Annotated in this window: 10 protein-coding genes; 6 read left to right on the top strand and 4 right to left on the bottom strand. The window is 71.7% G+C overall.

The genetic code is table 11. The features are described from left to right. Window positions 1-145 precede the first annotated feature (145 nt). A complete protein-coding gene (gene dnaJ / locus KSNIM_RS25425) occupies window positions 146-1,288 on the bottom strand; it encodes a molecular chaperone DnaJ (protein ID WP_263105448.1) in 1,143 nt (380 codons plus the stop codon). A 72-nt stretch (window positions 1,289-1,360) separates the two neighbouring features. Then, window positions 1,361-2,383 carry a heat-inducible transcriptional repressor HrcA gene (gene hrcA, locus KSNIM_RS25420; protein ID WP_263108109.1) on the bottom strand — a complete coding sequence of 341 codons (1,023 nt, stop codon included), beginning with the start codon at window positions 2,381-2,383 and terminating at the stop codon, window positions 1,361-1,363. A gap of 272 nt (window positions 2,384-2,655) precedes the next feature. Here hrcA and htpX point away from each other — a divergent pair, with 272 nt between their 5' ends. The 3 genes from htpX to KSNIM_RS25405 all read left to right on the top strand — a co-directional run bounded on the left by htpX (window position 2,656) and on the right by KSNIM_RS25405 (window position 5,151). Further along, window positions 2,656-3,576, top strand: a complete 921-nt coding sequence (gene htpX, locus KSNIM_RS25415) for a zinc metalloprotease HtpX (protein WP_263105447.1) — start codon at window positions 2,656-2,658, stop codon at window positions 3,574-3,576. A gap of 19 nt (window positions 3,577-3,595) precedes the next feature. Further along, complete coding sequence (gene pspAB / locus KSNIM_RS25410) at window positions 3,596-4,186, top strand: PspA-associated protein PspAB (RefSeq protein ID WP_263105446.1); 591 nt, start codon at window positions 3,596-3,598, stop codon at window positions 4,184-4,186. 137 nt (window positions 4,187-4,323) lie between these two features. Then, on the top strand, window positions 4,324-5,151 hold the full coding sequence (locus tag KSNIM_RS25405; protein ID WP_263105445.1) for a DUF3097 domain-containing protein: 828 nt from the start codon (window positions 4,324-4,326) through the stop codon (window positions 5,149-5,151). A gap of 64 nt (window positions 5,152-5,215) precedes the next feature. On the opposite strand, the gene hemW is transcribed toward KSNIM_RS25405, so the two are convergent. Both hemW and KSNIM_RS25395 read right to left on the bottom strand, forming a co-directional pair. After that, entirely contained in the window at window positions 5,216-6,445 is a 1,230-nt protein-coding gene (gene hemW / locus KSNIM_RS25400) for a radical SAM family heme chaperone HemW (protein WP_263105444.1), read from the bottom strand. Between the two features lie 57 nt (window positions 6,446-6,502). Beyond that, window positions 6,503-8,401: an AMP-dependent synthetase/ligase gene (locus KSNIM_RS25395; protein WP_263105443.1), complete on the bottom strand. Its 1,899-nt coding sequence runs from the start codon at window positions 8,399-8,401 to the stop codon at window positions 6,503-6,505. 281 nt (window positions 8,402-8,682) lie between these two features. Here KSNIM_RS25395 and KSNIM_RS25390 point away from each other — a divergent pair, with 281 nt between their 5' ends. The 3 genes from KSNIM_RS25390 (at window position 8,683) to KSNIM_RS25380 (ending at window position 13,494) form a co-directional block, all read left to right on the top strand. Further along, window positions 8,683-10,416, top strand: a complete 1,734-nt coding sequence (locus tag KSNIM_RS25390; RefSeq protein WP_263105442.1) for an ABC transporter ATP-binding protein — start codon at window positions 8,683-8,685, stop codon at window positions 10,414-10,416. Window positions 10,417-10,493: 77 nt separating this feature from the next. Beyond that, entirely contained in the window at window positions 10,494-12,392 is a 1,899-nt protein-coding gene (locus KSNIM_RS25385; protein ID WP_263108108.1) for an ABC transporter ATP-binding protein, read from the top strand. 223 nt (window positions 12,393-12,615) lie between these two features. Continuing rightward, the gene (locus tag KSNIM_RS25380) at window positions 12,616-13,494 is read left to right on the top strand and encodes a sigma-70 family RNA polymerase sigma factor (RefSeq protein WP_263105441.1); all 879 of its coding nucleotides are present in this window, start codon (window positions 12,616-12,618) and stop codon (window positions 13,492-13,494) included. Window positions 13,495-13,567: the final 73 nt, after the last annotated feature.

Raw genomic sequence — 13,567 nt, 5'->3', positions numbered from 1 at the left:
GGGGCGCGGGGAACTGCGCAATTCGGATCGGGCTGCCGTACGAACCAGGGGTTGCCCCTGATCGTGCGGCGACCCGGCCCCGGACTGCGCAGTTCTCCCCCGGCCTTCGGCCGGGAGGTGCCCCGCCGCGCCCCCAGTGGTCGGCCTAGCGCCCGTTGAAGGCGTCCTTGAGGCGGGAGAAGAGGCCCTGCTGGCCCGGTGCGAACTGGCCGGACGGGCGCTCCTCGCCGCGCAGCATGGAGAGCCGCCGCAGCAGTTCCTCCTGCTCGGGGTCGAGCTTGGTCGGCGTCTGCACCTCGACATGCACTATCAGGTCGCCCCGGCCGCCGCCGCGCAGGTGCGTGATGCCGCGGCCGTGCAGCGGGATCGACTGCCCGGACTGGGTGCCGGGCCGGATGTCGACCTCCTCCAGCCCGTCGAGGGTCTGCAGCGGCACCTGGGTGCCGAGTGCGGCGGCCGTCATCGGGATGGTGACGGTGCAGTGCAGGTCGTCGCCGCGGCGCTGGAACACCGCGTGGCTGGTCTCGGCGATCTCGACGTAGAGGTCGCCGGCCGGGCCGCCGCCGGGGCCGACCTCGCCCTCGCCGGCCAGCTGGATCCGGGTGCCGTTGTCGACACCGGCGGGGATCTTGACGGTGAGGTTGCGGCGGGCGCGGACGCGGCCGTCGCCGGCGCACTCCGGGCAGGGGGTCGGCACGACGGTGCCGAAGCCCTGGCACTGCGGGCAGGGGCGGGAGGTCATGACCTGGCCGAGGAAGGACCGGGTGACCTGCGAGACCTCGCCCTTGCCGCGGCACATGTCGCAGGTCTGCGCGGAGGTGCCCGGCGCGGCGCCCTCGCCGGAGCAGGTGGTGCAGGTGACGGCGGTGTCGACCTGGAGTTCCTTGGTGGTGCCGAAGGCGGCCTCCTCCAGGGTGATCTCCAGGCGGATCATGGCGTCCTGGCCGCGGCGGGTCCGCGAGCGGGGGCCGCGCTGGCCGCCGGCGGCGCCGAAGAAGGCGTCCATGATGTCGGAGAAGCCGAAGCCCGCGGCGCCGAAGCCGCCCGCACCGGCGCCACCGCCGCCGTTCGGCGACAGTGGGTCGCCGCCGAGGTCGTAGACCTGCCGCTTGGCGGGGTCGGAGAGGACCTCGTACGCGGCGTTGATCTCCTTGAACCGCTCCTGGGTCTTCGGGTCCGGGTTGACGTCCGGGTGCAGTTCGCGCGCGAGGCGCCGGAACGCCTTCTTGATCTCGTCCTGCCCCGCATCCCGTCGGACGCCGAGTACCGCGTAGTAGTCCGTGGCCACCAAATGCTCCGCTTGTTCCGCTTCTGGAAGTGCTTGCGTCCGACCGGCTGCGCCGCTTGGCGCAGCACGCTGTTACGACTCGGCCAGGATCTGACCCACGTACCGTGCCACCGCTCGCACCGCCCCCATTGTGCCCGGGTAATCCATCCGGGTCGGACCGATCACACCCAGCTTTGCCACGCTCTGGTCGCCCGAACCGTAACCGACGGAGACCACGGACGTGGAATTCAGCCCCTCGTAGTCGATCTCGCGGCCGATCCGGACGGTCATCCCGGACTCCGCGGTCTCACCCAGCAGGCGCAGCAGCACCACCTGCTCCTCCAGCGCCTCCAGCACCGGCTGGATGGTCAGCGGGAAGTCGTGCCCGAAGCGGGTCAGGTTGGCCGTGCCGGCCAGCATGATGCGCTCCTCGTTCTGCTCGGCGAGGGTCTCGAAGAGCGTGGCGAGGACGGTGGAGACGACCGGCCGGTCGGCCTGTTCGAAGGCGTTCGGCAGGTCCTCCAGCGTCGCGGGGACGTCCGGCAGCCGGCGGCCGGCGGCGTTGGCGTTGAGCTTGGCCCGAAGGTCCGCGAGGACGGTCTCGCCGACCGTGCCGGGGCAGTCGACGATGCGCTGCTCCACCCGACCGGTGTTGGTGATCAGGACGAGCATCACCTTCGCGGGTGCCAGTGCGACCAGTTCGATGTGCCGCACGGTGGACCGGGTCAGCGACGGGTACTGCACCACGGCGACCTGCCGGGTGAGCTGGGCGAGCAGCCGGACGGTCCGGGCGACGACGTCGTCGAGGTCGACGGCGCCCTCGAGGAAGTGCCGGATCGCGCGCCGCTCGGGCGCGGTCATCGGCTTGACCTCGGCCAGCCGGTCGACGAACAGGCGGTAGCCCTTGTCGGTGGGGATACGGCCGGCGCTGGTGTGCGGCTGGTGGATGAAGCCGTCCTCCTCCAGCGCCGCCATGTCGTTGCGCACCGTCGCCGGCGAGACGCCGAGGTTGTGCCGCTCGACGAGTGCCTTGGACCCGACCGGCTCCTCGGTGCCCACGTAGTCCTGGACGATCGCCCGGAGCACGGCGAGCCTGCGCTCGTCGAGCGGGCGCACGCCAGCACGCGTGTCGATGAGACGCTCGTCCCTGCGCTCGTTGGCCACGGGGCACGCACCTCCGTCTTCGCCCGTTGGACCTGGTGACCGATCCGATCCCTGGCACTCCGGAAGGCAGAGTGCCAGATTCGTACCTGCCAGTGTAAGGCCCACCCCCGACGGCAGGAACGGGCCTCCCGCGTGATCCTCGACCGATTCCCCGGGCCGCGGGCAGTGCCCGGTGCGCCGGTGAGTGGCAGCATCGAAGGCAGCGAGCTACCGAAGGAGCAGCGATGTCGTCGACACGGCAGCACTCCCGCTTCGCGCCGGACCGCGGCCTGACCGGCCGGATGGTCACGACGATGTTCCTCATCGGCCTGGTCTACGTGGGGTTCACCGGGCTGCTGATCGTCATACTGCGCGGCGCCTGGCCGCTGATCCTGCTGCTGTCGGGCGGGCTGTTCGTCGTGCAGTTCTGGTTCAGCGACAAGATCACCGAGAAGGCCATGGGCGCCCACGAGGCGTCCCCCGAGGAGTACCCGCAGCTGCACGGCACGATCGACCGGCTGTGCGCGCTGGCCGACATGCCGAAGCCCCGGGTGGCGGTCGCCCGCAACGACATGCCGAACGCCTTCGCCACCGGCCGCAACCCGGAGAAGGCGGTGGTCTGCGTGACCACCGGCCTGCTGCGCCGGTTGGAGCCGGAGGAGCTGGAGGGCGTCCTCGCGCACGAGCTGTCGCACGTGGCGCACCGGGACGTGGCGGTGATGACGGTGGCCGGCTTCCTCGGCGTGCTGGCCGGCGTGACGACCCGGATCGCCCTGTACGGCGGGTTCCTGGGCAACAACCGCAACAGCAACGACCCCAACACGGCGATCGCGCTGGTGATCGTCCCGCTGGTGAGCATGGTGGTGTACGCGCTGAGCTTCCTGCTGACCCGGATGCTGTCGCGCTACCGGGAGCTGGCGGCCGACCGTTCGGCGGCCCAGCTGACCGGCCGGCCGAGTGCCCTGGCCTCGGCGCTGACGAAGGTGACCGGGCAGATCGCGGCCATCCCGACCGAGGACCTGCGCAAGGCCCAGCCGTACAACGCCTTCTACTTCGCCCCGGCGCTGAGCGCGCGGGACGCCGCGACCCAGCTCTTCTCCACCCACCCCTCGCTGGAGAAGCGGCTGGAGCAGCTGGCCCGGATCTCCGCCGAGCTCGGCCGCTGACGGCCGGAGAGGACCGCTCATGGGATTCCTGGACGCGCTGCTGGGCCGGAGCAAGCCGGTGAAGCCGGACCTGGACCAGCTGTTCGGCATTCCGTCGGCCGCGCTGACCCTGGAGGCTGCGGCCGGGTTCCGGCCCACCGGGCTGGGCTCGGTCTGCTTCGCGGCGGTCGAGGGCGGCGCCTTCGAGGAGGTGAAGCAGCAGGTGCGGGCCCTGCTTGACGCGGACACCGGCCGGGGCGGCGTCCCGGTGGAGGCCTCCAGGGACGACTACGGGTACTCCTGGCTGCTCGCCCGACACACGCCCGAGGAACTGCCGGACCTGGTGAACGACCTGCACGCGGTCAACAGCGAGCTGGAGGCGCACGGCTTCGGCCCGCAGCTGCTCTGTTCGCTGGTGGTCTTCCGGGACGCGGAGGGCCGCTCGCTGGCGCTGGTCTACCTCTACAAGCGCGGCACGTTCTACCCGTTCGCACCGATGCCGGGCGGCGGCGAGAAGCGGAACAGCCCGTTGGAGCTGCAGGTGAAGGCCATGCTCGGGAACGACCTGCGGCTGGAGTCGGACCTGTCCCGCTGGTTCCCGGTCTGGGGCGCCCCGGGCCTGGCCGACTGACCGCGCGGACGCCCCCGCACCGAGCGCCCGGACGCTCCGGCACCGCGTGCAGGGGCTGTCGGGGGCGCGGGCGCGGCCCGGCGCGCCGTACGCCGGACGGGGGATGAGCGGATGTCAGGGCTCGTAGACTCCCGTCCATGCGCAGCAGGCAGTACGGCCCCGATCTGACCCCGCCGTGGAAGCGGAAGCAACCGGCCCCGGAGGTGCCCGCCGAGCGGGACCTGGTGGTCGAGGAGGCGGCGACCGGCTTCTGCGGGGCGGTGGTGCGCTGCGAGAAGACGGCGGAGGGGCTGACGGTCACCCTGGAGGACCGCTTCGGCAAGCACCGGGTGTTCCCGATGGTGCCGCGCGGCTTCCTGCTGGAGGGGCGCGTGGTGACCCTGGTACGGCCCTCCGCGCCGGCTCCGGCCGCCGGGCCGCGGCTGACCGCCTCCGGGTCGATCGCGGTTCCGGGGGCGCGCGCCAGGGTCGCCCGGGAGTCGCGGATCTACGTGGAGGGGCGGCACGACGCGGAGCTGGTGGAGCGGGTCTGGGGCGACGACCTGCGGATCGAGGGCGTCGTCGTGGAGTACCTGCAGGGCGTGGACGACCTCCCGGCGATCGTGGCGGAGTTCGCGCCCGGCCCGGGCCGCCGGCTCGGCGTACTGGTCGACCACCTGCTGCCGGGCACCAAGGAGCACCGGATCGCCGAACGGGTCTCCGGCGACTCGGTGCTGGTGGTGGGCCACCCGTACGTCGACGTCTGGCAGGCCGTGAAGCCCGCCGCGGTCGGTGTCGAGGCATGGCCGCAGGTGCCGCGCGGCGAGGTGTGGAAGGAGGGCGTCTGCCGCCGGCTGGGCTGGCCGGTGGACCCGCCCGCGGCCTGGCGCCGCATCCTCGCCTCGGTGCACTCCTATCGGGACCTCGACCCGGCCCTCCTCGGCCGCGTCGAAGAACTGATCGACTTCGTGACCGCGACGGACTGAGACCGGCCCTCAGGGACGACCACTCAGGGCGCGTGGGGGCCGGCCCCTTCTGGTCCACGAGGTTCTAGTCCACGAGGTCGCGGACGACGCCGTCGGCCAGCAGGCGGCCGCGCAGGGTGAGGGCGGCCCGGCCCGCGGTGTGGGCGTCGGCGTCGAGCAGTCCCTCCTCCAGGGCGCGCCGGGCGGCCTTGCGGCCGTCCTCGGTGAGCAGGTCGAGCGGGCAGCCGTCGACCAGGCGCAGTTCCAGCAGGATGCGCTCGACCCGGCGGTCCTCCTCGGCGAGCACCTCCCGGCCGAGGGCGGGGGTGCGCCCCTCGGCGAGGGCCTGGGCGTAGGCGGCGGGGTGCTTGGCGTTCCACCAGCGGACGCCGCCGACGTGGCTGTGCGCGCCGGGGCCGGCGCCCCACCAGTCGGCGCCGGTCCAGTAGAGCTCGTTGTGCCGGCAGCGGCCCTCGGGGGTGGTGGCCCAGTTGGAGACCTCGTACCAGGAGTAGCCGGCGCGGCTGAGGGCGTCCTCGGCGATGAGGTAGCGGTCGGCGTGCACGTCGTCGTCGATCATCGGGAGTTCGCCGCGCCGGACGCGGGCGGCGAGGCGGGTGCCCTCCTCGACGATCAGGGAGTAGGCGGAGACGTGGTCGGGGCCGGCGCCGATCGCGGCGTCCAGGGAGGCCCGCCAGTCGTCGTCGGACTCGCCGGGGGTGCCGTAGATCAGGTCGAGGTTGACGTGGTCGAAGCCGGCCTCCCGGGCCTCGGCGACGCAGGCCTCGGGGCGGCCCGGGGTGTGGTGGCGGTCGAGGACCTGCAGCACGTGCCGGCGGGCGCTCTGCATGCCGAAGGAGATCCGGTTGTAGCCGCCCTCGCGGAGCTCGGCCAGGTACGCGGGGCCGACGGACTCCGGGTTGGCCTCGGTGGTGACCTCGGCGTCCGGGGCGAGCCCGAACTCCTCGCGCAGCGCGGCGAGCATCCGCACCAGGTCGCGGGCGGGCAGCAGGGTGGGGGTGCCGCCGCCGAGGAAGACGGTCCGCACGGGCAGGTCGGTGTCGCCGAGGACCTTCCGGGCGAGCCGGATCTCGGCGATCACGTTGTCGGCGTACGTCTCCTGCGAGGCGACCGCGCCCGAGGAGCGCAGTTCGGTGGCGGTGTAGGTGTTGAAGTCGCAGTAGCCGCAGCGGCTGGCGCAGTACGGCACGTGCAGGTAGAAGCCGAACGGCCGGGTGCCGAGCCCGGTGAGGGCGTGTGCGGGCAGCGAACCGTCGGACGGCACCGGTTCGCCGTCGGGGAGTGCGGAGGGCATACCCCCCATTGTCCCGTACGGCTCGGGTTGCCCCGGAGCCGTACGGGACGGCGGGCGTCAGGCCTCGTTGGACCCGGCGTACATGTCGGTGATGGCGTCGGCGTACTCGCGCTCGACCACCGGCCGCTTGATCTTGAGGCTCGGGGTCAGCTCGCCGTGCTCGATGTCGAGGTCGCGCGGCAGCAGGGTGAACTTCTTGATCGTCTGCCAGCGCTGCAGCTCGCCGTTGAGGCGCTTCACGAAGCCCTCGATGAGCTCCTTGGTCTCCGGAGCGGCGACCACCTCGGCGTAGCTCTTGCCGGCCAGGCCGTGCTCGGCGGCCCACGGCATGAGCACGGTCTCGTCCAGGCCGATCAGCGCGGTGCAGAAGTTCCGCTGGTTGCCGATGACCAGGATGTTGCTCACGAACGGACAGATGGCCTTGAACTTGCCCTCGACCTCGCTGGGTGCGACGTACTTGCCGCCCGAGGTCTTGAACATGTCCTTCTTGCGGTCGGTGATCCGCAGGTAGCCGTCCTTGTCGAGCTCGCCGATGTCGCCGGTGTGGAACCAGCCGTCCGGCTCCAGCACCTCGGCGGTCTGCTCGGGCAGCTGGTGGTAGCCGCGCATGACGCCGGGGCCGCGGAGCAGGATCTCGCCGTCCTCGGCGATCCGGACCTCGGTGCCGGGCAGCGGCAGGCCGACCGTGCCGACGCGCGTCGCGCCGTCGCGGTTGACGGTGGAGCCGGCCGAGGTCTCCGTCAGGCCGTAGCCCTCCAGGATCGGCACGCCGGCGCCCATGAAGAAGAAGCCGATCTCGGGGGCGAGCGCGGCGCTGCCGGAGACCGAGCCGCGCATCCGGCCGCCGAACGCGGCGCGGATCTTGGCGTACACCAGCTTGTCGGCGAGCTTGTGCTGCAGGCTCAGCGCGAACGGCGCGGAGGCCGTGCCGGTGGCGATCTGGTTGGCCTGGGTGGTGCGGGCGTAGTCACGGGCGACCTTGGCCGCCCACAGGAAGATCTTGTACTTGGCGCCGCCCTCGGCCCGGGCCTTGCCCGCGATGCCGTTGTAGACCTTCTCGAAGATGCGCGGGGCGGAGGCCATCAGGGTCGGCCGGATCGCCGGCAGGTTGTGGATGATCCGGTCCACCCGACCGTCCACCGCCATCACGTGGCCGGTGGCGATCTGGCCGGAGATCAGCGTCTTGCCGAAGACGTGCGACAGCGGCAGCCACATGAACTGCACGTCGTCGGCGCGCAGCAGCCCGCTCTGCTCCTGCGCCAGTCCCTCGTAGGACCAGCAGTCGTGCACCAGGCGCACGCCCTTGGGGCGGCCGGTGGTGCCGGAGGTGTAGATGAGGGTGGCGAGCTGCTCGGGCTCCAGTGCGTCGACGGCCTTGTCGACCGCGTCGGGGTGGTCGACGAGGTAGGCGGCGCCGCGTTCCTCCAGCTCCGCCAGGGTGAGAACGGTCAGGCCGGCCGTCTCCGGCTGCCCGGCGGGGGCGTCGAAGAGGATCACCGTTTCGAGGGCGGGCAGCTCGGCCTTCCGGTCGACCGCCTTGGCCAGCTGCTTCTCGTTCTCGGCGAACATCGCCCGACTGGCCGAGTTGGCGAGGATGAACGCCGTTTCGTCCGCATTGGTACTGGGGTACACGGTGGTGGTGGCAGCGCCGGCGCACATGTTCCCGAGGTCCGCGATGATCCACTCGACCCGGGTGGTCGAGGAGACCGCCACGCGGTCCTCGGCCTCGATACCGAGCGACATCAGGCCGGCCGCGACCGCTCTGACCCGCTCCGCGGTCTGCGCCCAGGTCAGCGAGCGCCACTGCTCGGCACCGGGCGCGCCGTCGGCGGCATGCTCGTCGACCGGCACGGGGTACCGGTAGGCCTCACCGTCGGGCGTGGCCTTTACCCTGCTGAGGAAGAGATGGGCCACGGAGGGCGGACGCCGCTCGATCATGGACTGCACGGAACTCAACGAGGACCTCCGGGGGGCGGGTGGCCGAGGGTGAGGGACGGGCGGCCGTGGGGGCGACCGGGCCCGGCCCGCCTTGTTAACCAGCAAGTAACAAGAACCAGGCAGCAGCCTAGGGCGTGATCGGCCGTTCCGTAAGGGGGTCCGGACAGCTGGCACACCGCCGGAGCTGCAGTGCAGGAGGATCCGCCCCGGCGACTGAGGCGGTCCTAGCACGAAATACCCAGTCGCGAGTAGACCTAAATGAGGATGCGCGCATCCGCGTCGAGGACGAGAGTGTCACGGTGCTGATCAGACTGTTGCGGGCCCATCTGGGGCCCTACCGCCAACCGATCCTGCTGCTGGTCCTGCTCCAGCTCGTCTCCACCATCGGTGCCCTGTACCTGCCCACGCTGAACGCCGACATCATCGACAACGGCGTGATCAAGGGCGACACCGGCTACATCCTGCAGATCGGCGGCGTGATGATCGCCGTCTCGCTCGCCCAGGCCGTCTGCTCGATCTGCGCCGTCTACTTCGGCGCCCGGACGGCGATGGGCATCGGGCGGGACCTCCGTGCCACCGTCTTCGACCGGGTCCAGGGCTTCTCCAGCCGCGAGCTCGGCCAGTTCGGCGCCCCCTCGCTGATCACCCGCACCACCAACGACGTCCAGCAGATCCAGATGCTGGTGCTGATGGCGTTCACCCTGATGGTGGCCGCACCCATCATGTGCGTCGGCGGCATCGTCATGGCGCTCAACCAGGACGTCCCGCTCTCCGCACTGCTGCTCGCCGTCGTCCCGCTGCTCGGCATCGTCGTCGTCCTGCTGGTCCGCAAGCTGCGCCCGCAGTTCCGCGGCATGCAGCAGCGCATCGACGGCGTCAACCGCATCCTGCGCGAGCAGATCACCGGCATCCGGGTGATCCGGGCCTTCGTGAAGGACGGTCACGAGCAGGAGCGGTTCGGCGGCGCCAACCAGGACCTCGCCGAAGTGTCGCTCCGCGTCGGCCGCCTGATGGCGTTCATGTTCCCCGCCGTGATGTCCGTGGTGAACATCTCCAGCGTCGCCGTGCTCTGGTTCGGCGCCCACCGGATCGACAGCGGCGGCATGCAGATCGGCGCGCTGACGGCCTTCCTCTCCTACCTCATGCAGATCCTCATGAGCGTCATGATGGCCACCTTCATGTTCATGATGGTGCCGCGCGCCGAGGTCTGCGCCGAGCGCATCCAGGAGGTCCTCACCACCGAGTCGAGCATCGCGGCCCCCACCGCCCCGGTGACCGAGCTCGACGGCCGCGGCCGGCTGGAACTGCGCGACGTGGAGTTCCGCTACCCCGGCGCCGAGGCCCCCGTGCTACGCGGCATCGACATCCTCGCCCGCCCCGGCGAGACCACCGCGATCATCGGCTCCACCGGCTCCGGCAAGTCCACCCTGCTCGGCCTCGTCCCCCGGCTCTTCGACGCCACCGGCGGCCAGGTGCTGGTCAACGGCGTGGACGTCCGGGAGATCGACCCGACCCGGCTGTCCGAGGTCATCGGCGTCGTCCCGCAGAAGCCCTACCTCTTCTCCGGCACCGTCGCCTCCAACCTCCGCTACGGCCGGCCCGAGGCCACCGACGAGGAACTCTGGGAGGCGCTGGCCACCGCCCAGGCCAAGGAGTTCGTCGAGAAGTTCCCGGAGGGCCTGGACGCCCCGATCTCCCAGGGCGGCTCCAACGTCTCCGGCGGCCAGCGCCAGCGCCTGGCGATCGCCCGCGCGCTCGTCCGCAAGCCGGAGATCTACCTCTTCGACGACTCCTTCTCGGCCCTCGACTACGCCACCGACGCCAAGCTGCGCCGGGCCCTGGCCACCGAGACCTCCGACGCCACGGTCGTCATCGTCGCCCAGCGGGTCTCCACCATCCGCGACGCCCACCGGATCATCGTCCTCGACGAGGGCGCCGTGGTCGGTATCGGCACCCACCACCAGCTGATGGCCGAAAACCCGACCTACCGGGAGATCGTCCTCTCCCAGCTCACCGAACAGGAGGCGGCGTGACCACCCCCGGTCAGAAGCCCCGCAGCGCCTCGCAGGAGGCCGCCGCCCGGCGCGGCCCGGCCGGCCCCGGCCGCTTCATGGGCGGCCAGGGCGCCGAGAAGTCCATGGACTTCAAGGGCTCCGGCCGGCGGCTGCTCGGCACGCTCCGCCCCGAACGCCGGCTGCTGGGCGGCGTGCTCGCGCTCGGCGCCGTCAGCATCGGCTGCGCGGTCGCCGGCCCGTACGTCCTCGGCCGCGCCACCGACCTGATCTTCGCCGGCGTGGTCGGTTCCCGCTTCCCGGCCGGCATGTCCGAGCAGCAGGCACTGGCGGAGCTCCGGCACGACGGCCAGGGCGGCATCGCCGACGTGCTCTCCACCGTGCCGTTCACGCCCGGCCAGGGCATGGACTTCGACGCCATCGGCACCGTGCTGCTCTGGGTACTGGCCATCTACGTGGTCTCCGCCGTCTTCGGCATCCTCCAGGGACGGCTCGCCACCACCGCCATCCAGCGGGCGGTCTTCCGACTGCGCGCCGACGTCGAGGCGAAGATCGCCCGGTTGCCGCTCAGCTACTTCGACCGGCAGCCCCGCGGCGAGGTGCTCAGCCGGGTCACCAACGACATCGACAACATCGGCCAGTCCATGCAGCAGACCACCGGCCAGGTGGTGAACTCCCTGCTCACCATCGTCGGCGTCCTGGGGATGATGTTCTGGATCTCCCCGCTGCTGGCCGTGATCGCGCTGATCTCGGTGCCGCTGTCGGTCGTGGTCGCCGCCCGGGTCGGCAAGCGGGCGCAGCCGCAGTTCGTCGCCCAGTGGAAGACGACCGGCGCCCTCAACGCGCACATCGAGGAGATGTACACCGGGCACACCCTGGTGAAGACCTTCGGCCGCCAGAAGGAGGCCGCGGAGATCTTCCGCCGCGAGAACGAGGCACTCTGCAACTCCAGCTTCCGGGCCCAGTTCATCTCCGGAATAATCCAGCCGGCCATGATGCTGATCGGCAACCTCAACTACGTGCTGGTCGCGGTGGTCGGCGGTCTGCGGGTGGCGAGCGGTGCGCTCTCCATCGGCGACGTGCAGGCCTTCATCCAGTACTCCCGGCAGTTCAGCCAGCCGCTCACCCAGGTCGCCTCGATGGCGAACCTGGTGCAGTCCGGCGTGGCCTCCGCGGAGCGGGTCTTCGAACTGCTCGACGCCCCCGAGCAGACCCCGGAGCCGGCCATGCCGGAGCGCCCCGCCGAGCTGGCCGGACGGGTCGCCTTCGAGGACGTCGCCTTCAGCTACGAGCCCGAGAAGCCGCTCATCGAGAGCCTGTCGCTGAAGGTCGAGCCCGGCCAGACCGTCGCCATCGTCGGCCCGACCGGCGCGGGCAAGACCACGCTGGTCAACCTGCTGATGCGGTTCTACGAGGTCAGCGGCGGCCGGATCACCCTCGACGGGGTCGACATCGCCGCGATGTCCCGCGAGGAGCTGCGCTCCGGCATCGGCATGGTGCTCCAGGACACCTGGCTGTTCGGCGGCACCATCGCCGACAACATCGCGTACGGCGCCGCGGGCGCCACCCGCGAGCAGGTGGTGGAGGCCGCGAAGGCCGCACACGTCGACCGCTTCGTGCGGACCCTGCCGGACGGCTACGACACCGTGATCGACGACGAGGGCACCGGCGTCAGCACGGGCGAGAAGCAGCTGATCACGATCGCCCGGGCGTTCCTCGCCCAGCCGTCCATCCTGGTGCTGGACGAGGCGACCAGCTCGGTCGACACCCGCACCGAGGTGCTCATCCAGAAGGCCATGGCACGGCTGCGCACCGGCCGCACCAGCTTCGTGATCGCGCACCGGCTCTCCACCATCCGGGACGCCGACGTGATCCTGGTGATGGAGAACGGCTCGATCGTCGAGCAGGGCTCGCACGACGAACTGATCGAGGCGGAGGGCGCGTACGCCCGGCTCTACCAGGCGCAGTTCGCCGAGGCGGTGGCCGAGGTCGACTGAGCCCTCGCCGCCGCGGCGGGCGTCTTGATCGTCGGGGGAGATCCGGGGTCGCCGGACCTCCCCCGACGTGTGTCCGGGGCCCGGTGCTGCGGGGCTGCTGCTGCCGTGGGGCGCTGTTGCAGCGGGTGCTGCCGCCATGGGCTCTGCCGTTGTGGGGCAGGTCATGGCCGCAGGTGCGGCGGACGTCCGACCTGCTCGGGGAAGATCGCGCTAGCGTGGCGGGGTGACCGACACCGATGCGGCGCTCGCCGACCCGTTCGAGACCCACCGGCGCTACCTGGGCGCCGTCGCCTACCGGCTGCTCGGCTCGGTGGCCGACGCCGAGGACGTGCTGCAGGAGGCGTGGCTGCGCTGGCAGTCCGCCGACCGGGCCGCGGTGGCCGAGCCCCGCGCGTTCCTCTCCACCGTGGTCACCCGGCTCTGCTACGACCAGCTCGGTTCGGCCCGGGTGCGCCGCGAGGAGTACTACGGCGAGTGGCTGCCCGAACCGCTGGTCGCCGACGAGTCCTCCCCCGCCGACCTCGCGGAGCTCGGCGAATCGGTGTCGATGGCGGTGCTCACCCTGATGGAGCAGCTCAGCCCGGCCGAGCGCGCCGCCTTCGTCCTGCACGACATCTTCTCGGTCGGCTTCGACGAGATCGCCGCCACCCTGGAGCGCAGCCCGGAGGCGGCCCGCCAGCTCGCCTCCCGGGCCCGGCGGCGGGTCAAGGACGGCAGCCGCCGGAGCACCGTCGATCCGGCCGAGCACCGGCAGGCGGTGAGCGCCTTCGCCGCGGCCACGGCTGGCGGCGACCTCCAGGCGCTGCTGGCGGTGCTCGACCCGGACGTCGTCTGGCACTCGGACGGCGGTGGCGTGGTCAGCGCGGGCGTGCGGCCGATCGTCGGCGCGGACCGGGTCTCCCGGCTGGTGGCTGGCCTGGTGGCGAAGTTCATGACCGCCGAGGCCACGGTCGCCTTCGCCCAGGTCAACGGCGAGCTCGGCCTGGTGATCCACTCCTCGCCGGGCGTGGTGGCCGGCGTGATCGCCTTCACCGTCACGGACGGCCGGATCGCCGAGGCGTACGTGGTGGTGAACCCGGAGAAGCTCACGCACGTGAAGTGAGCGTGCCCTCCCGTGCGGGGAGAGGCCCTTTGTGCGGAAACGGCGGAGGCCGCCGCCCGGTCGACCCGGGCGG

Source organism: Kitasatospora sp. DSM 101779, from assembly GCF_025655475.1.
Lineage (GTDB): Bacteria > Actinomycetota > Actinomycetes > Streptomycetales > Streptomycetaceae > Kitasatospora.
Note: the sequence above shows the minus strand (reverse complement) of the source record. Positions and strands in the feature narration are given on the sequence as shown.